Origin of the sequence: Nocardia xishanensis NBRC 101358 (genome assembly GCF_001613365.1) — a bacterium.
Lineage (GTDB): Bacteria > Actinomycetota > Actinomycetes > Mycobacteriales > Mycobacteriaceae > Nocardia > Nocardia xishanensis.
This window is the reverse complement of record NZ_BDCF01000054.1, coordinates 35,746-54,029: the sequence shown is the minus strand read 5'-3', so window position 1 is coordinate 54,029 and position 18,284 is coordinate 35,746. Positions and strand designations below refer to the sequence as shown.

The following is an 18,284-nucleotide window of genomic DNA, read 5'->3' as shown; positions in this document are numbered from 1 at the left end:
GCACGAGGGCGGAGAAATGGCGACACTGAGCGATCGGCTCGACCACATCCTTGGCGCGAAGGCCGCGGATTCGCTGTCCGACGCCTTCGACATGCACACGGTCGAGGATCTGCTGCGGCACTATCCGCTGCGCTACGCCACCCAGGGCCAGCCGCTCACCGAGGAGGCGCCCGAGGACGGCTCGCACATCACCGTCATCGGCCGGATCACCAAGACCGAGCTCAAACCGATGCGCAACCGGCGCGGCTCGCTGCTGAAAGTCTTGCTGGACACCGGCTCCGGCCGCCCGGTCGACGTCACCTTCTTCAACGGTGACAAGGTGAGATACGTAGTCAAAGAGGGACTTCGGGCGATGATGTCGGGCACCGTGAGCTACTGGCGGCCCGGCAGCTGGAATCTCAGCCACCCCGGCTACCTGATCCTGCCCGAGACCGAGGACGATTCGGTCGGCACGTTCACCAAGGTGCGCGGCGGCGGCGACCTGCGCGGTCTGGCGCAGAGCGCGAAAGGCGCCGGCGGCGTCGACGTCTCGTTCATGGAGCGGGAATTCATCCCGGTGTATCCGGCCACCGCGAAGGTGCAGAGCTGGGATCTGCTTGCCTGCGTGCGCCAGGTGCTCGAGCAGCTCGACCCGATCGACGATCCGCTGCCGGAGGACGTTCGCGACGATCGCGCCCTCATGCCGGTCTCCGACGCGCTGCGGCTGATCCACCTGCCGGAACACAAGTCCGATATCGACCGGGCCAAGGAGCGCCTGCGCTTCGACGAGGCGCTGGCCCTGCAACTGGTGCTCGCCGACCGGCGGCACGAGGTCGCGGGCCGGACCGCGCGACCGTGTCCGCCGCGCGCCGACGGCATCGCCGCGGCATTCGACCGGCAGCTGCCGTTCGAGCTCACCGCCGGTCAGCGGCAGGTGATCTCGGAGATCTCCGCCGATCTCGGCCGCACCCAGCCGATGCACCGGCTGCTCCAGGGCGAGGTCGGCTCGGGCAAGACGATCGTCGCGCTGAACGCCATGCTCCAGGTGGTCGACGCGGGTCAGCAGTGCGCGCTGCTCGCGCCGACGGAAGTGCTTGCCGCCCAGCACTGTCGGTCGCTACGCGGGATGCTCGGCGAGCTCGGCACGGCGGGGGAGCTCGGCGCCGCCGAGCAGTCCACCCGGGTGGTGCTGGTGACCGGGTCGATGTCGGCGTCGGCGAAGAAGGCCGCGCTGCTCCAGGCCGTCACCGGCGAGGCGGGCATCGTCATCGGCACGCACGCGCTGATCCAGGACAACGTGGAGTTCTTCGACCTCGGCATGGTGGTGGTCGACGAACAGCACCGGTTCGGCGTCGAACAGCGTGACGCGTTGCGCGCCAAGGCGAAAGCCGGAAGCAGCCCGCATCTTCTTGTAATGACCGCGACCCCGATTCCGCGCACCATCGCCATGACCACGCTCGGCGATCTGGAGACCTCCACCCTCACCGAGCTGCCCCGCGGCCGCTCGCCCATCACCTCGAAAGTCGTTCCGCGCAAGCTGCATCCGAACTGGGTCGACCGTGCCTGGGAACGCATCCTCGAAGAGGTGAAGGACGGCCGCCAGGCGTACGTGGTGTGCTCGCGCATCGGCGACGACGAGGAGAACGGCGGCTCGGGCAAGCGCGGTCGCGGCAAGGCGGCGGAGGAGAAGGAGACCCCGGCGACGCAGGCCGTCGTCGACGTCTTCGACATGCTGCGCGCCGGACCGCTTGTGGGCGTCCGGGTCGGCCTGTTGCACGGCAGGCTGCCCTCGGACGAGAAGGACCAGGTCATGCGCGCCTTCAACGACGCGGAGATCGATGTGCTCGTCTGCACCACCGTGGTCGAGGTCGGCGTCGACGTGCCGAACGCGACGGTGATGGTGATCGTCGACGCCGACCGGTTCGGTGTCAGCCAGCTGCACCAGCTGCGCGGGCGGATCGGCCGTGGCAAGCACGCGGGGCTGTGCCTGTTGATCACCGACGCCGCGCCGGGCGGTTCGGCGATGACCCGGCTGGAAGCGGTGGCCGCTACCACCGACGGGTTCGAGCTCGCCGTGCTCGATCTGCGCCAGCGCCGCGAGGGTGACGTGCTCGGCGCGGCACAGTCCGGCACAGCGAGCTCGCTCAAGCTGCTCTCCCTGCTCGACGACCTGGAAGTCATCACCGCGGCACAGGATCTGGCCAGGCAGCTGGTCGAGGCCGACCCCGGGCTGCGCGAGCACCCCGGCTTGGCGGGCATGATGCACGCCGCCGTCGACGGTGAGCGGCTGGAGTACCTGGCCAAGTCGTGAGGTGCGGCAGGGACGGACCGCGGGTGCCGATCCGTCCCCGGATAGTGCTATGCCGCAACGGCTTTCGGTTGCTCCTCGGTCGCATCGGCGGTGTCCGCGCCGCGCGAGTCCGCGGTCCAGAACCCGATGACCGCCGCCGAGATCGCGATCAGCCCGCCGACGAGCAGCGCGCGCTGGAAGCCGTCGGTCATCGCGGCCTGCTGCGGCTCGCCCGCCGCCAGCTGCGCGGTGGTGCGGGAGGTGGCGATCGCCGTCAGCACCGCGATGCCGAGCGCGCCGCCGATCTGCTGGGCCGTGTTGAGCAGCGCGGCGGCCAATCCGGCCTGTTCGGCGGGCACGCCCGCGTTGGCGGCTGTGGTGTTGGCGACGAACACCGCGCCCGCCCCGACCGACATGACGAGCATGCCGGGCAGCAGATTCGCCAAGTAGGACCCGTCGGTCGGGATGAACGACAACCACACCACGCCGAGCCCGGTGATGGCGGCGCCGCCGATGATCACCGGCCGGGTGCCGACCCTGGCGAACAGTTTCGCCGAAAGACCCGCCGCCGCACCGATGGTGAGACTCACCGGCAGATAGGCCACGCCCGCCGCGAGTTCGCCGTACCCGAGGACAGACTGCATGTAGAGGGTCACGAAGAAGAACATCGCGAGCATGCCCGCGGCCAGGGTGAGATGGGTCAGGTTCGCCGCCGCGAGGCCGCGGACGCGGAAGATCGACAGCGGCATCAGCGGATCCGCCGAGTAGTGCTCGTTCGCCACGAAGGCGATGAGCAGAGCCGCCGCTGCGCCGAGCAGCGCGAGCGTCGTCGCGTCGCCCCACCCGTGTTCCGGCGCCTTCACCAGTCCGTAGACCAGCAGCATCAATCCGCCGGTGCCGAGCGCGGTGCCGAGCAGGTCGAAGCCGCCGCGAATCTCGTTGCGCCGGTCGTTGGGGACGAGCGACGGAATGGCCGCCAGCACCAGCAGGCACACCGGGGTGTTGACGTAGAAGATCCAGCGCCAGCCGGGGCCCTCGGCCAGCACGCCGCCGAGGAAGACGCCCGCCGCCGACGCCAGCCCGGCGGCGCCGCCCCACACGCTGAGCGCGGCGGTGCGGTCGGGTCCCTCGCGGAAACTGGTGGTGAGGATCGACAACGCGGCGGGCAGCATCAGCGCCGCGCCGACACCTTGCGCCAGGCGCGCGCCGATCAGCAGCCCGCTCGCGTCGGCGAGCCCGCCGATCGCCGAGGAGACCGCGATGATCAGCGTGCCCGCGACCAGCACGCGGCGGCGTCCGAGCAGATCGGCGAGACGTCCGCCGAGCAGCATGAGTCCGCCGTAGGTGAGCAGATAGCCGCTGGTGACCCATTGCAGCGTCACCACCTCCATGCCGAGTTCGCGCTGGATGGTCGGCAGCGCGACATTGACGATCGAGCCGTCGACGAAATCGAGGAACGCGACCGTGCACAGCAGCGCCAGCGTGAGCTTGCCGCGGCGGGTCGCCAGATACGAGGGTGATTCGGTCGGTGCGGGCACTGGCCAGGTCCTTCTCTGCGGTCGGACGGTTTTCATCCGCTCGCCAACCCAGAGCGCGCGCGGCCGGGGGAGGTGACATCGGCGGCCGCCCGAGAGATTCAGATCACACATCGTTGCCTTCGATGTCACGTTCGAGGCGCGGAAACACTCTCGGACAACGACAGCCGCGCGCGCTTTCCGGCACAGGAGGAACGATGATCGACACCATGGACGAACAGCCGACGCGAGTTTTCGCCGAGCACCGCGAACTGCTGTTCTCGATCGTGTACAACATGCTCGGCACCGTCACCGACACCGAGGACGTCCTGCAGGACACCTGGCTGGCTTGGGTGTCGCGGAACCGCTCCGACCTCGGCGAGATCATCAGCCCGCGGGCGTACCTGGTGCGGATCGCGGTGAACACCGCCCTCTCGCGCCGAGAGAGCATCGTGCGGAGGCGGGAGACCTACGTTGGGCCGTGGCTGCCCGAACCGCTGGTCGCCGACACCCCCGAGATCCGGGACAGCGCCGACGCCGCCGAGATCGCGCTGCGCGGCGAGTCGGTCTCGCTGGCCGTGCTCGTGATCCTGGAGACGCTGACCCCGCTGGAACGCGCGGTGTTCGTGTTGCACGAGGTGTTCGGCTATCCGCACGCCGAGATCGGCTCGATCCTCGGCCGCGAGACCCCGGCGATTCGTCAGCTCGCGCACCGGGCGCGGGATCACGTGCGGGCGAAGCGTCCTCGCTACCAGGCCGATCCCCGCACCCAGCGCGCGGTGACCGAGCGCTTCCTCGCCGCCCAGCTGAGCGGGGACGTGACGGGCCTGCTGGAAATGCTCGCGCCGGACGTCACCTTCCTTTCCGACGCGGGCGGCCGGGTGCGGGCGGCGCTGCGGCCGATCCACGGCGCCGACAAGGTCGCGCGACTGCTCACCAGCCCGATGGTGATCGCTTCGGTGCCGGACATGTCCGTCCGGTTCGGCTGGACCAACGGCGAACCGTCCGTGATCGTGTACTCCGGCGGCGAGCTGCAAGCCGTCGTGGCGCTGGACATCGAGGCGGACACCGGAAAGGTCAGCTGCGTCTACGCGATGCGCAACCCGGAGAAACTCCGCCACCTGGGCGGATGAAACTCAGCGCAGCATTCGCGGATACGGCAGATCGGTGCTGGTGTTCTCGGCGACCGCCAGCGGGCTGCCGATCTGGGGGAACGCCCGCTGTGGGCAGGCCGGTCGCTCGCACACCTTGCAGCCTGCGCCGATCGGCACCGCGGCGGCCGGGTCGTCCAGGTGCAGGCCGGTGGAATACACCAGGCGGTCGGCGTATTCGATGTCGCAGCCGAGTCCGAGGGCGAAATTCTTGGTGGCCGTGCCGAATCCGTGCGGGGCGATGAACGAGGTGCGGGCGATCCAGAGGTAGCGCCGCCCGTCGGGCATGGCGGCGATCTGCGTCAGGATGCGGCCGGGGTTCGCGAACGCCTCGTGCACCACCCACAGCGGACAGCTGCCGCCGACCCGGGAGAAGTGGAAGGCCGTGGCGGACTGGCGTTTCGAGATATTGCCCGCGCGGTCGGTACGAACGAGGAAGAACGGCACGCCGCGCTGGCCCTGCCGTTGCAAGGTGCTCAGGCGGTGGCAGATGGTCTCGAAGCCGACCTCGAAACGCAGGCTCAGCAGGTCGATGTCGTAACGCAGTTCCTCGGCCGAGCGCAGGAACCGGCCGTAGGGCAGTATCAGCGCGCCCGCGAAGTAGTTGGCGAGCCCGATCCGGGCCAGCGCGCGGGATTCCCCTGTGAGCGAGGGGGTTTCGCTGAGCACCGCGTCCAGTTCGGCGCCGAAGAGCAGAAAGCCGAGCGTGGTCGCGATCTGGAAGGCGCGCTGCCCTGGCCGCAGCCTGCGTGCCAGGGTCAGCGTCCGGCTCTCGGGGTCGTAGTGGCGCTTCGGGATCGCGGGATCCGCGCCGTCGCCGCGCACCAGCACGGTCACCCCCGCCCGCTCCTCCGCGATTCTGGCCAGCTGGCGGTCCAGCGAGCCGATGGTCAGTCCGGACTCCTCGAAGAGCTGTTCGGCGAGGTGATCGAGGTGCGGAATGTGATTGTGGTGGTCGTAGAAGAAATCGCGCACGTCCTCGTAGGGCATCGGGACACCCGGTCCGCCGGTGGGCGCGGCCACCCGGGAGGAGAGCAGATCCAACTGGTCGGTGGCGGCGCGCAATCGGCGATGCATGGCGACCAGCAGGCGGGCCACCTCGGGCTGCCTGGTGGCCAGCTCCTCGACCTCGGCCAGCGGGGCGCTGTCGCCGCCCGCCGCGTCGACGAGCACCTCGTGCAGATCGGAGACCAGCCGGGCGTCGGAATCGGCGGCGAAGAATTGCACATCGAGGTCGAAAGTGGAATTGAGCTTCAGCAGCACCGGAATGGTGAGCGGTCGCTGGTCGCGTTCCAGCTGGTTGAGATAACTGGGCGAGAGATCGAGGGATTTCGCCAGCGCCGCCTGCGTCATCCGCCGTTCCTCGCGCAATCGCCGCAGCCGGGCGCCCGCATACATCTTGCGCACGGGCGAATCCTAGCCGCTTCGTCTTCGCAAACATCGCAGATTCGGTACTTCTCGCCCACAAAAGTCGGCATGTGCAAGGGGTTCTTGCTCCAGCGATCGCTGCGTAGCGTGCGAAGAGAGGCCCTTGGGCCGGTCGAGCAGGCCGTCTGGAACCGGAGGATGCATGAAGACTCATATCGTACGCGCTCGCGCCGCCGACGAAGCGTTTCCGCGCGGCGAACATCTGGCCGCGAAGATCGCGGATGTGGCAGCGGATCCGGTCGAGGTGACCGACGAGGTGGCCGAGATGATCGTGAACCGCATCATCGACAACGCGGCCGTCGCCGCGGCCTCGGTGCTGCGGCGTCCCGTCACCAGCGCGCGCACCCAGGCGACAGCGCAGCCGTATCGACCGCGTGAGGGGCGGTCGGGTGGCACCGTCTTCGGCCTGTCCAAGCAGACCAGGGTCTCCCCGGAGTGGGCCGCGTGGGCCAACGGAGTCGCGGTGCGGGAACTGGACTTCCACGACACCTTCCTCGCCGCGGAGTACTCGCACCCCGGCGACAACATCCCGCCGATCCTCGCCGTCGCCCAGCACACCGGCCGTACCGGCGCCGAGCTGATCCGCGGCCTGGCCACCGGTTACGAGATCCAGATCGACCTGGTGCGCGGAATCTGCCTGCACGAGCACAAGATCGACCACGTCGCGCACCTGGGGCCATCGGCCGCCGCCGGCATCGGCACGCTGCTCGGGCTGGATGCCGAGACCATCTACCAGGCGATCGGTCAGGCGCTGCACACCACCACCGCGACCAGGCAGTCCCGCAAAGGCGAGATCTCCAGCTGGAAGGCCTACGCACCGGCGTTCGCGGGCAAGATGGCCGTGGAGGCGGTGGACCGGGCGATGCGCGGCGAGGGCGCGCCCGCGCCGATCTGGGAGGGCGCCGACGGCGTCATCGCGTGGCTGCTCGGCGGGACCGAGGTGGAGTACCGCGTGCCGCTGCCCGCCCCCGGTGAGGCCAAGCGCGCCATCCTGGACAGCTACACCAAAGAGCACTCGGCGGAATACCAGAGTCAGGCGCCGATCGACCTGGCCCGCCGGATGCGGTCGCGCATCGGCGATCTCGACCGGATCGAATCGATCGTGCTGCACACCAGCCACCACACGCACGTGGTGATCGGCACCGGCTCCGGCGATCCGCAGAAGTTCGACCCGCACGCCAGCCGCGAAACCCTCGACCACTCCGTTCCCTATATCTTCGCCGTGGCGCTCCAAGACGGCGGCTGGCACCACGAGCGTTCTTACGCCCCGGAACGCGCGCAGCGGCCGGACACCGTCGCGCTGTGGCGCAAGATCTCCACGGTCGAGGATCCGGAATGGACGCGCCGCTACCACTCGACCGATCCGAACGAGAAGGCGTTCGGCGCCCGCGCGGTGGTGACCTTGGACAGCGGCGAGACCATCGTCGACGAGCTGGCCGTCGCCGACGCGCATCCGCTCGGCGCGCGGCCGTTCGGCCGCGCCCAGTACGTCGAGAAGTTTCGTACGCTGGCCGACGGGGTAGTAGATCCTGCGGAGCAGGACCGCTTTCTCGACGCGGCGCAGCGCACCGCGGAACTCGGTGCGGGAGAACTGGATCGGCTGACGTTCACGGTGGCGCCCGAGGTCCTCGGCCGGGCACCGGAGGCTCGTGAGGGGATCTTCTGATGCCCGACCAACTCCGTCCCGGTTTGCCGGCCGCCGCGACCACCGCCGCCGGCAAGCGAGCCGCCTTCCGCGCCGGACTGACCTCAGGGCGCATCCAGCGCCTGCCCGGCGCGTTCGATCCGCTGGTGGCCACCCTGATCCAGCGGCTGGGATTCGAGGGTGTCTACGTCTCCGGCGCGGTGGTGTCGGCCGAATTGGCGCTGCCCGACATCGGTTTGACCACGCTCACCGAGGTGGTCGAGCGCGGTCGGCAGATCGCCAGGGTGACCGACCTGCCCGTGCTGATCGACGCCGACACCGGCTTCGGCGAACCGATGAACGCCGCGCGCACGGTGACCCTGCTCGAGGACGCGGGCTCGGCGGGCTGCCACATCGAGGATCAGGTGAACCCCAAACGCTGTGGCCACCTCGACGGCAAGGCCGTGGTACCGGTGCGGGACATGGTGCGCAGGCTGCGCGCGGCCGTCTCGGTGCGGCGCGATCCCGGCTTCGTGATCTGCGCCAGGACCGATGCTCGCGGCACCGAGGGATTGGCCGCGGCGATCGATCGTGCCAAGGCCTACGCCGACGCGGGCGCGGATCTGATCTTCACCGAGGCGCTGGCCGACGCGGCCGAGTTCGCGAAGTTCCGTGCCGCCGTCGACGTTCCGCTGCTTGCCAACATGACCGAGTTCGGCAAGTCCGAGCTGCTGTCCGCGCAGGCGCTGGAGGATCTCGGCTACAACGCGGTCATCTATCCGGTGACCACGCTGCGGCTCGCGATGCACGCGGTGGAACAAGGGTTGGCCGAGATCGCGAGCACCGGAACGCAATCCGGTCTGCTGGACCGGATGCAGCACCGCGCCCGGCTCTACGAACTTCTCGACTACCAGCGCTACAACGACTTCGACTCCGGAATATTCACCTTCACGCTGAGCGAGTGAACCATGACCGAGATCAGAAAGGGGCTGGCCGGAGTGGTGGTCGACACCACCACCGTCTCCAAGGTCGTGCCCGAGACCAATTCGCTGACCTACCGCGGCTACGCGGTCCAGGATCTGGCGGCGCACTGTAGCTTCGAGGAGGTCGCCTACCTGCTCTGGTACGGCGAGCTGCCCGACGTGGCCCAGCTCGAGCTGCTGTGCCGGCGGGAGCGCGCGCAGCGGCGGGTCGACCGGTCGATCCTGTCGCTGATCGAGAAGATGCCCGCAAGTTGTCATCCGATGGATGTCGTGCGCACGGTGGTGAGTTACCTCGGCGCGGAGGAACCGGGCACGGACCCGGACGGCATCGCCGTGCGGAAGGACTTGCTGACCAGAGCATTACGGCTCACCGCAGTGCTGCCGACGGTGGTGGCCGCTGATATGCGCAGGCGTCGGGGCCTCGATCCCATCGCGCCGCACTCGCACTTGGGCTTCGCGGAGAACTTCCTGAACATGTGCTTCGGCGAGGTGCCGGACCAGCGGATCGTCCGCGCCTTCGAGGCGTCGCTGATCCTCTACGCCGAGCACGGCTTCAACGCCTCCACCTTCGCCGCCCGCGTCGTCACCTCCACCCGCTCCGATCTCTACAGCGCGGTCACCGCCGCCATCGGCGCGCTCAAGGGCCCGCTGCACGGCGGCGCGAACGAAGCGGTGATGCACGCGATGCTGGAGATCGGCGAGCCGGAGCGCGCGGCGGACTGGTTGCGCGACAAGCTCGCCGCCGAGCGGAAGGTGATGGGCTTCGGGCACCGCGTCTACAAGAACGGCGACTCCCGGGTGCCGACCATGAAGGCCGCGCTCGACGATGTGGCGGCGGTGACCGGCGGGCAGCGCTGGTTGCGCGTGTACGACGAGCTGGAGCGCGCGATGGCCGAGGCCACCGGCATCCGGCCGAACCTCGATTTCCCGGCGGGGCCCGCGTACTACCTGATGGGCTTCGACATCGAGATGTTCACCCCGCTCTTCGTGCTCAGCCGCATCACCGGCTGGACCGCGCACATCGCCGAGCAGTCGGCGGCCAACGCGCTCATCCGGCCGCTGTCGGAATACACGGGCGTGGCGCAGCGGGAGCTGCTGGTCGCGGGGCGGGGTGGGGCGAACCCCTACTGAACCAAGCGTTCATTTGGTTGAATGGGTGGATCGATGTCCCGCCCGGCGCCAAGGAAGCGAGCGTTGCCATGACCGGTCCCGACGAACTCGTCCGCGCGATGTGCCAGAGCTGGTCCGGTCCCGATCCCGACCCCGATCGGATCAGCTCGTACTTCGCCGAAGACGCCGTGTACCACAACATCCCGATGGAGCCGATCGTCGGCCGCACCGCCATCCGCGATTTCATCGCCGGATTCCTAGGCTCCTTCGACGCCATCGATTTCGATATCCACCACCAGGTGGTGTCCGGCAACGTCGTGATGAACGAACGCACCGATACTTTGCGCGGTAACGGTCGCGACACCCCGCTGCCCGTCATGGGCGTCTTCGAGGTGCGCGACGGCGCCATCACCGCGTGGCGCGACTACTTCGACATGGCGGCCGTCGACCGCGCCTTCGGTTCGCCCGACTGAGCGATATGGGCCACGTGGGAACCGAATGGACTTGGCGCACGTCGAAGAAAGCAAGTGGGGAGCAATGATTCGTCGACGTGTGAGGAGGGGCGGCTCGTGGAACGGTCGAGGTGTGTGCCGTCGTGGCGGCAAGGTGTGAGTCCCAAGGCTCGGACGCGGCCGGTGCGGCAGGCGGGGGAAGCATGCGAGAACTACACGCCGAGAAAGCGGCCGCAGCAGGAGCGTCCGTTGGAGGGCGACTGAAATCGCGTTCATCGGCAGTGGGTCGACGATCGCTGCAAGCGAGTGAGATTCGATGCGGCCGGGCCGCGCGGAAAGCGCGGCCCGGCCTTCGTGCTAGCGCACCGCCTTCGCGGCGGCCACCATGTTGCGCAGCGCGGCTTCCACCTCCACCGGACCGCGGGTCTTCAGTCCGCAGTCCGGATTCACCCAGAGCCGTTCGGCGGGAACGGCTTTCAATGCGGCGCGCAGCGAGGCGGTGATCTCCTCGACGCCCGGCACCCGGGGGGAGTGGATGTCGTAGACGCCCGGGCCCACACCCAGGTCGAAGCCCGCGGCGTTGAGATCGTCGAGCACCTCCATGTGCGAGCGGGCCGCCTCGATGGAGGTCACGTCGGCGTCCAGCCCCGCGATCGCGTCGATGACCTCACCGAACTCCGAATAGCACAGATGGGTGTGGATCTGCGTGGCATCGGCGACGCCCGAGGTCGCCAGCCGGAACGAGCTCACCGACCAGTCCAGGTAGGCGGCCTGATCGGCGGCTCGCAACGGGAGCAGTTCGCGTAGCGCGGGTTCGTCGACCTGGACGATGCGGATGCCCGCTGATTGCAGATCGACCGTCTCGTCCCGGATCGCCAGCGCCACCTGGCGCGCCGAGTCGGCCAGCGGCTGGTCGTCGCGGACGAAGGACCAGGCAAGGATGGTGACCGGTCCGGTCAGCATGCCCTTGACCGGTTTGTCGGTCAGCGACTGGGCGTAGGTGATCCAGTCCACCGTCATCGGCGCGCGGCGGGTGACGTCGCCGAACAGGATCGGCGGCCGCACGCAGCGGGTGCCGTAGGACTGCACCCAGCCGTTGTCGGTGGCGGCGAAACCGTCGAGTTGCTCGGCGAAGTACTGCACCATGTCGTTGCGCTCCGGCTCGCCGTGCACCAGCACGTCGAGGCCGAGCTTCTCCTGGAGCGCGACGACGTCGGCGATCTCGGCGCGCATCCGGCGCACGTACTCGGCCTGATCGATCTCGCCCTTGCGCAGCGCCGCCCTGGCCAGCCGGATCGCCGAGGTCTGCGGATACGAGCCGATCGTGGTGGTCGGCAGCGCGGGCAGGTCGAGCCGCTGCGCCTGCAGCGCGCGACGTTCGTCGGCGGGCGCGCGCCGGGTGGCCTCCGGACCGAGCGCGGCGAGCCTGGCGCGCACCTGAACGTCGTGCAGCCGTGGGTCGGCGGCGCGCGTCGCCGCGGCGGCCCGCGCGGCGGCGAGCTCGTCCGCGACGGCCTCGGTGCCCTGCGCCGAAGCCGTTGCCAGCAGGCGCACTTCGGTCACCTTTTCCGCGCCGAAGGCCAGCCAGGAGCGCAGCCGCTCGTCCAGTCCGGTCTCCGGGGCGAGCGAGTAAGGCACGTGCAGCAGCGAGCAGGAACTCGACACCGCCACCGACGCCGCGCTGCCGAGCAGCGTGCCGAGGGTCGACAACGCCCGATCCAGGTCGGTGCGCCACACATTTCGTCCGTCGACCAGGCCCGCAACCAGCAGCTTGTCCGCCAGCGACGGCAGCGTCGCCACTGCGGACAGATCCCACGTCGCGGTGAAGTCGAGTGCGATGCCCTCGACGGCGGTCGCCGCGAGCGCGGGCAGCGCGGCCCGCGGCGTGCCGAAGTAGGTGGCGACCAGGATCGCGGGCCGCTCGCTCGCCTCGGACAGCGCGGCGTAGGTCCGCCGCACCAGGTCGATCTCGGCCTCGGTGAGATCGGTGACCAGCACCGGCTCGTCGATCTGCACCCACGCAGCACCCGCGGCGGCCAGCTGACGCAGCAGGTCGCGGTAGAGCGGCACCAGCTCGCCGAGCCGGTCCAGCGCCGGGCGGCCACTGCTCTTGGCGAGCTTCAGGAAGGTGATCGGCCCGACCAACACCGGACGCGCGGGCACGCCGAGTTCGAGCGCCTCGCGCAGCTCATCGAGAGGCTTCTCCGGATGCAGCGCGAACGTTGTCTCCGCGCCGAGCTCGGGAACGAGGTAGTGATAGTTGGTGTCGAACCACTTGGTCATCTCCAGCGGTTCCACGACGTCGGTGCCGCGGGCCGCAGCGAAGTACCGGTCCAACGGATCGGCGATCCCGGCGACCCGGGCGGGCAGCGCGCCGAGCAGCACGGCGGTGTCGAGCATCTGGTCGTAATAGGAAAAGGTGCCGACCGGGATCGAGTCCAGTCCGGCCGCCGACAGCTCGGTGAACTGGGCGCGGCGCAGGTCGCGGGCGACGGAGTGCAGCTGCTCGGCGTCGATGCGCCCGGCCCAGTACGACTCGGTGGCGCGCTTCAACTCCCGGCGCGGTCCCACGCGCGGTAGCCCGAGAACCGTCGCGGTGAATGGGGTGTGCTGAGAAACAGTCACGGTGTGCTCCAGTGCTTTTCAGGACGTGAGCCATCGCCATGCGAGCACGCGGCGACCGGCCGACGTCGCGGGCAGCCGAGTGGAGACGGAGCCCGGGAAGATCGGCACTGACGGTCCGCGCGCCCAATCCACGAGGCGGTGGCCGCCGGATACGGCGTATCCGGCACGGCTGGCAGGTCTTCGGACTCGCGGGCACCGGCTGCGGAGCCGCGCTCCCGCCGACCTACTTGCCGTCGCTTCCCAGGCGCGCGCCCAGTGCGTGATGACGGTGTTCGTTCCTGCTCACCGCTGCGGGACAGTCCCGGATTCTCACCGGGTTCCCTCTCGCCCGCTGCCCGGAAGGACCGGGAACGGGTTTCGACTCCTTGCGCGCGACGTCGGGGCTCCATCTCGTCGGGCACACTGGAGAACCAGCTGCGTTGTCCAGCATAAACGGGCGCCGGGGTATTCCGTGCGTACCCCCGGCCCGCCGCGCACCGACAGCGGGTGACAACGGTGAGATGTGACGCCGGGATGAACGCAACTTCGCAAGCCTGCTAGGTCCCGTTGTGAAGATTGCTGCGAAGGGGACTTCCCTGTCGGCGCTGTATCCGGGGCCGGGTACCTTGGTTCAATGTTCTCGAAAGTCTTGGTTGCCAATCGCGGCGAGATCGCCATCCGCGCCTTCCGCGCGGCCTACGAACTCGGCATCGGGACGGTCGCCGTTTTCCCATACGAGGATCGCAACTCGGTCCATCGGTTGAAGGCCGCGGAGTCCTATCAGATCGGGGAGAAGGGCCACCCGGTCCGCGCTTACCTCTCCATCGAGGCGATCATCGACGCGGCGAAGTCCGCGGGCGCCGACGCCATCTACCCGGGGTACGGATTCCTCTCGGAGAACCCCGATTTGGCGGCGGCGTGCGCGCGCGAGGGCATCACCTTCATCGGCCCGTCGGCCGAGGTGCTCGAGCTGGCGGGCAACAAAGCTCGCGCCATCGAGGCGGCCAAGGCGGCCGGGCTACCGGTGCTGAAGTCGAGCGCGCCGTCGGCGGACGTGGATGAACTGCTCGCCGCGTCGGCCGAACTCGAGTACCCGATTTTCGTCAAGGCGGTCGCGGGCGGCGGCGGTCGCGGCATGCGCCGGGTCGCGGCGCCCGAGCAGCTGCGCGAGTCGATCGAGGCCGCGTCGCGCGAGGCCGAGTCCGCGTTCGGCGACCCGACCGTGTTCCTCGAGCAGGCGGTGGTGAACCCGCGCCACATCGAGGTGCAGATCCTGGCCGACCAGCACGGCAATGTCATGCACCTGTTCGAGCGCGACTGTTCGGTACAGCGCCGCCACCAGAAGGTGATCGAGCTGGCGCCCGCGCCCAATCTCGATCCGGCGCTGCGCGAACGCATCTGCGCCGACGCGGTGGCCTTCGCCCGCCAGATCGGCTACAGCTGCGCGGGCACCGTCGAGTTCCTGCTCGACGAGCGCGGCAACCACGTCTTCATCGAGATGAACCCGCGCATCCAGGTCGAGCACACGGTCACCGAGGAGGTCACCGACGTCGACCTCGTACAGTCGCAGCTGCGTATCGCGGCCGGCGAGACCCTTGCCGACCTGGGCCTGAGCCAGGACTCGGTGACCATTCGCGGCGCGGCGTTGCAGTGCCGCATCACCACCGAGGACCCGGCCAACGGTTTCCGCCCCGACACCGGGCGCATCACCGCCTACCGCACCCCGGGCGGCGCGGGCATCCGCCTGGACGGCGGCGCCAACCTCGGCGCGGAGATCGGCGCCTACTTCGACTCCATGCTGGTCAAGCTCACCTGCCGCGGACGTGACCTGCCCGCCGCGGCGGCCAGGGCCAGGCGCGCGCTGGCCGAGTTCCGCATCCGCGGCGTCACCACCAATATCCCGTTCCTGCTCGCGGTGCTCGACGACCCGGACTTCAAGGCGGGCCGGGTCACCACCTCGTTCATCGAGGAGCGCCCGCAGCTGCTGACGCTACGCCAGTCGGCCGACCGCGGCACCAAGATCCTCGAGTACCTGGCCGACATCACCGTCAACAAGCCGCACGGTGCGCGGCCGACCACGGTCTACCCGCACGACAAGCTGCCCGACATCGATCTGAGCGTGCCGCCGCCGGACGGGTCGCGGCAGCGGCTGCTTCGCCTCGGCCCCGAGGGTTTCGCGCAGGCGCTGCGCGAGCAGAAGGCGGTCGGCGTCACCGACACGACCTTCCGCGACGCGCACCAGTCGCTGCTGGCCACCCGTGTGCGGTCCAACGGTCTGCTCGAGGTCGCCGGGCACGTCGCACGGATGACCCCCGAGCTGCTCTCGGTCGAGTGCTGGGGTGGCGCGACCTACGACGTGGCGCTGCGCTTCCTCTACGAGGACCCGTGGGAGCGGCTGGCCGCGCTGCGCGAGGCGATCCCGAACATCTGCCTGCAGATGCTGCTGCGCGGGCGCAACACCGTCGGCTACACCCCGTACCCGGAGCAGGTGACCCGGTCGTTCGTCTCCGAGGCGACGGCCACCGGCATCGATATCTTCCGCATCTTCGACGCGCTCAACAACGTCGACCAGATGCGCCCCGCCATCGACGCCGTGCGCGAAACCGGCACCGCCATCGCCGAAGTCGCGATGAGCTACACCGGCGATCTGTCGAACCCGAACGAGACCCTCTACACCCTCGACTACTACCTCAAGCTGGCCGAGCAGATCGTCGACGCGGGCGCGCACGTGCTCGCGATCAAGGACATGGCCGGTCTGCTGCGCGCGCCCGCGGCCGCGACGCTGGTCACCGCGCTGCGCAGCAACTTCGATCTGCCCGTGCACGTGCACACCCACGACACGCCCGGCGGTCAGCTGGCCACCTACCTGGCGGCCTGGCAGGCGGGCGCCGACGCGGTGGACGGCGCGAGCGCGGCCATGGCGGGCACCACCAGTCAGCCCGCGCTGTCGGCGATCGTCGCCGCGGCGGCCAACAGCGAGTTCGACACCGGGCTCGATCTGCAGAACGTGTGCGATCTGGAGCCGTACTGGGAGGCGCTGCGAAAGGTGTACGCGCCCTTCGAGTCCGGGCTGCCCGCCCCGACCGGGCGGGTCTACACCCACGAGATCCCCGGCGGTCAGCTGTCGAACCTGCGTCAGCAGGCCATCGCGCTCGGCCTCGGCGATCGCTTCGAGGAGGTCGAGGCCAAGTACGCGGCCGCCGACCGCCTGCTCGGTCGTCTGGTGAAGGTGACGCCGTCGTCGAAGGTCGTCGGCGATCTCGCGCTGGCGCTGGTCGGCACCGGCGTCGACATCGAGGACTTCGCCGCCGATCCCGGCCGCTACGACATCCCCGACTCGGTCATCGGCTTCCTGCGCGGTGAACTCGGCACCCCGGCGGGCGGCTGGCCCGAACCGTTCCGCAGCAAGGCGCTCGCCGGACGTGGCGCGGCCAAGCCGGAGACGCCGCTGTCGCCCGCGGATCAGGCTGGGCTGGAAGGTGATTCGGCGCAGCGGCGCGCGACGCTGAACCGCCTGCTGTTCCCCGGCCCGACGACGGAGTTCCTCACCCACCGCGAAAAGTACGGCGACACTTCGGGACTCAGCGCCAACCAGTTCTTCTACGGGCTGCGCCGCGGCGAGGAACACCGGGTGCAGCTGGAGAAGGGCGTCACCCTGCTGATCGGGCTGGAGGCCATCTCCGAGCCCGACGAGCGCGGAATGCGCACCGTGATGTGCATTCTCAACGGCCAGCTGCGTCCGGTCGCTGTCCGCGACAGGTCCATCGCCAGCGAGATCCCGGTCGCGGAGAAGGCCGACAAGACCAACCCCGGCCATATCGCCGCGCCGTTCGCGGGCGTCGTCACCCTGTCGGTCGCCGAGGGCGACACCGTCGAGACCGGCGACACCATCGCCACCATCGAGGCCATGAAGATGGAGGCCGCGATCACCGCGCCGCGCGCGGGCATCGTCGGTCGCATCGCGATCGGCAAGGTGCAGCAGGTCGAGGGCGGTGACCTGCTGGTCGAACTGGCCGTGCGCGAGTCGACCGCGGAATGACGCGAATCGTCGCGGGCGCGGCGGGCGGGCGGCGCCTCAGGGTGCCGCCCGCGGGGACGAGGCCCACCTCCGACCGGGTGCGCGAGGCGCTGTTCAGCGCGCTCGACGCCAGGATGGATCTGGACGGCGCGCGGGTGCTCGACCTGTACGCGGGCTCGGGCGCGCTCGGCTTGGAGGCGCTCTCCCGTGGCGCGTCCTACGCGCTGCTCGTCGAATCGGATCGCAAGGCGGCGGCCGTGGTGCGCGGCAACATCGCCGATCTCGGCCTGCCCGGCGCGGAGCTGCGCGTCGGGCCGGTCGCCGCGGTGCTCGCCCAGGGCGGCGCGGGGCGGTTCGATCTGGTGCTGTCCGATCCGCCCTACGACGTGGACACCGCGGCGGTGACCGCCGACCTGGTCGCGCTCGCAGACGGCGGTTGGTTGCATCCCGACGCGCTGATCGTCGTGGAACGGTCCAGCCGCTCGCCCGAAATCGATTGGCCCGCAGCCTTCCTGCCCGCCAAGCCGCGGCGCTACGGCGAAACCCGCCTGGAACTGGCCGACTATCGGCCGTGACCGGGTGGTAGCGTCGCCTCATGGCTGGAGCATTGTGTCCCGGGTCCTTCGATCCGGTCACCAACGGGCATCTCGATGTATTCGCCCGCGCGGCGGCGCAATTCGACGAGGTCGTGGTGACCGTCATGGTGAACCCGAAGAAGCAGGGCATGTTCACCGTCGAGGAACGGATCGAGATGCTGCGCGAGGCGACCGCGCACCTGCCGAACCTGCGGGTCACCTCCTGGCAGGGCCTGCTCGTCGACTTCGCCAAGGAGCAGGGCATCACCGCCATCGTCAAGGGTCTGCGCGACGCCACCGATTTCGGTTACGAACTGCAGATGGCCCAGATGAACAAGAAGCTCTCCGGGGTGGACACCTTCTTCATCGCCACCAACCCGACCTTCAGCTTCCTGTCCAGCTCGCTGGTCAAGGAGGTCGCGACCTACGGCGGCGACGTCAGCGACATGCTTCCGCCGTCGGTGTACAAGCGCCTGCTCGACCGCCTCGCCGAACGGCGCGGCTGAGCCCGGACAGACAACCGCCCCGGTTCCGAATTCGGAGCCGGGGCGGATTC

Annotated in this window: 12 protein-coding genes and 1 riboswitch; of the genes, 9 read left to right on the top strand and 3 right to left on the bottom strand. The window is 69.5% G+C overall.

Annotation, left to right across the window (positions count from 1 at the left end):
• Positions 1-16 precede the first annotated feature (16 nt).
• Complete coding sequence (gene recG / locus NX1_RS29745) at positions 17-2,290, top strand: ATP-dependent DNA helicase RecG (protein ID WP_068066640.1); 2,274 nt, start codon at positions 17-19, stop codon at positions 2,288-2,290.
• Between the two features lie 47 nt (positions 2,291-2,337).
• Here the strand turns inward: recG and NX1_RS29740 are convergent, their stop codons facing one another.
• Positions 2,338-3,807 (bottom strand): MFS transporter, encoded by a 1,470-nt coding sequence (locus tag NX1_RS29740; protein ID WP_068066637.1) that lies wholly within the window; start codon positions 3,805-3,807, stop codon positions 2,338-2,340.
• Between the two features lie 194 nt (positions 3,808-4,001).
• Here NX1_RS29740 and sigJ point away from each other — a divergent pair, with 194 nt between their 5' ends.
• Positions 4,002-4,916 (top strand): RNA polymerase sigma factor SigJ, encoded by a 915-nt coding sequence (gene sigJ / locus NX1_RS29735; protein WP_068066635.1) that lies wholly within the window; start codon positions 4,002-4,004, stop codon positions 4,914-4,916.
• Positions 4,917-4,919: 3 nt separating this feature from the next.
• On the opposite strand, the gene NX1_RS29730 is transcribed toward sigJ, so the two are convergent.
• Positions 4,920-6,341, bottom strand: a complete 1,422-nt coding sequence (locus tag NX1_RS29730; protein WP_174555540.1) for a short-chain fatty acyl-CoA regulator family protein — start codon at positions 6,339-6,341, stop codon at positions 4,920-4,922.
• A gap of 163 nt (positions 6,342-6,504) precedes the next feature.
• Here NX1_RS29730 and prpD point away from each other — a divergent pair, with 163 nt between their 5' ends.
• The 4 genes from prpD (at position 6,505) to NX1_RS29710 (ending at position 10,552) form a co-directional block, all read left to right on the top strand.
• Entirely contained in the window at positions 6,505-8,028 is a 1,524-nt protein-coding gene (gene prpD / locus NX1_RS29725) for a 2-methylcitrate dehydratase PrpD (protein WP_068066632.1), read from the top strand.
• Positions 8,028-8,951 carry a methylisocitrate lyase gene (gene prpB / locus NX1_RS29720; protein ID WP_068066629.1) on the top strand — a complete coding sequence of 308 codons (924 nt, stop codon included), beginning with the start codon at positions 8,028-8,030 and terminating at the stop codon, positions 8,949-8,951. Before prpD ends, prpB begins: the two co-directional genes overlap by 1 nt.
• A 3-nt stretch (positions 8,952-8,954) precedes the next feature.
• Complete coding sequence (locus NX1_RS29715; RefSeq protein ID WP_068066626.1) at positions 8,955-10,100, top strand: bifunctional 2-methylcitrate synthase/citrate synthase; 1,146 nt, start codon at positions 8,955-8,957, stop codon at positions 10,098-10,100.
• 68 nt (positions 10,101-10,168) lie between these two features.
• Positions 10,169-10,552, top strand: a complete 384-nt coding sequence (locus tag NX1_RS29710; RefSeq protein ID WP_068066622.1) for a nuclear transport factor 2 family protein — start codon at positions 10,169-10,171, stop codon at positions 10,550-10,552.
• Positions 10,553-10,888: 336 nt separating this feature from the next.
• Here NX1_RS29710 and metE read toward each other — a convergent pair whose 3' ends face one another.
• Positions 10,889-13,156, bottom strand: a complete 2,268-nt coding sequence (gene metE, locus NX1_RS29705) for a 5-methyltetrahydropteroyltriglutamate--homocysteine S-methyltransferase (RefSeq protein ID WP_068066618.1) — start codon at positions 13,154-13,156, stop codon at positions 10,889-10,891.
• Positions 13,157-13,310: 154 nt separating this feature from the next.
• Positions 13,311-13,517, bottom strand: a riboswitch (cobalamin riboswitch).
• 252 nt (positions 13,518-13,769) lie between these two features.
• Between metE and NX1_RS29700 the strand changes: the two genes are divergently transcribed.
• From NX1_RS29700 to coaD, 3 genes are read left to right on the top strand one after another with little or no spacing between them, the layout of a single operon-like run.
• Entirely contained in the window at positions 13,770-17,174 is a 3,405-nt protein-coding gene (locus NX1_RS29700; protein ID WP_068066615.1) for a pyruvate carboxylase, read from the top strand.
• Positions 17,171-17,728, top strand: a complete 558-nt coding sequence (gene rsmD, locus NX1_RS29695; protein ID WP_068066612.1) for a 16S rRNA (guanine(966)-N(2))-methyltransferase RsmD — start codon at positions 17,171-17,173, stop codon at positions 17,726-17,728. Before NX1_RS29700 ends, rsmD begins: the two co-directional genes overlap by 4 nt.
• Positions 17,729-17,748: 20 nt before the next feature.
• Entirely contained in the window at positions 17,749-18,234 is a 486-nt protein-coding gene (gene coaD / locus NX1_RS29690; protein WP_068066609.1) for a pantetheine-phosphate adenylyltransferase, read from the top strand.
• The last annotated feature ends 50 nt before the right edge of the window (positions 18,235-18,284 follow it).

Excerpts from the sequence above, each read along its gene's own strand:
- coaD (WP_068066609.1), top strand. The coding sequence starts at position 17,749 with ATGGCTGGAGCATTGTGTCCCGGGTCCTTCGATCCGGTCACCAACGGG.
- prpB (WP_068066629.1), top strand. The coding sequence starts at position 8,028 with ATGCCCGACCAACTCCGTCCCGGTTTGCCGGCCGCCGCGACCACCGCC.
- recG (WP_068066640.1), top strand. The coding sequence starts at position 17 with ATGGCGACACTGAGCGATCGGCTCGACCACATCCTTGGCGCGAAGGCC.
- NX1_RS29710 (WP_068066622.1), top strand. The coding sequence starts at position 10,169 with ATGACCGGTCCCGACGAACTCGTCCGCGCGATGTGCCAGAGCTGGTCC.
- rsmD (WP_068066612.1), top strand. The coding sequence starts at position 17,171 with ATGACGCGAATCGTCGCGGGCGCGGCGGGCGGGCGGCGCCTCAGGGTG.
- NX1_RS29715 (WP_068066626.1), top strand. The coding sequence starts at position 8,955 with ATGACCGAGATCAGAAAGGGGCTGGCCGGAGTGGTGGTCGACACCACC.
- NX1_RS29700 (WP_068066615.1), top strand. The coding sequence starts at position 13,770 with ATGTTCTCGAAAGTCTTGGTTGCCAATCGCGGCGAGATCGCCATCCGC.
- prpD (WP_068066632.1), top strand. The coding sequence starts at position 6,505 with ATGAAGACTCATATCGTACGCGCTCGCGCCGCCGACGAAGCGTTTCCG.
- sigJ (WP_068066635.1), top strand. The coding sequence starts at position 4,002 with ATGATCGACACCATGGACGAACAGCCGACGCGAGTTTTCGCCGAGCAC.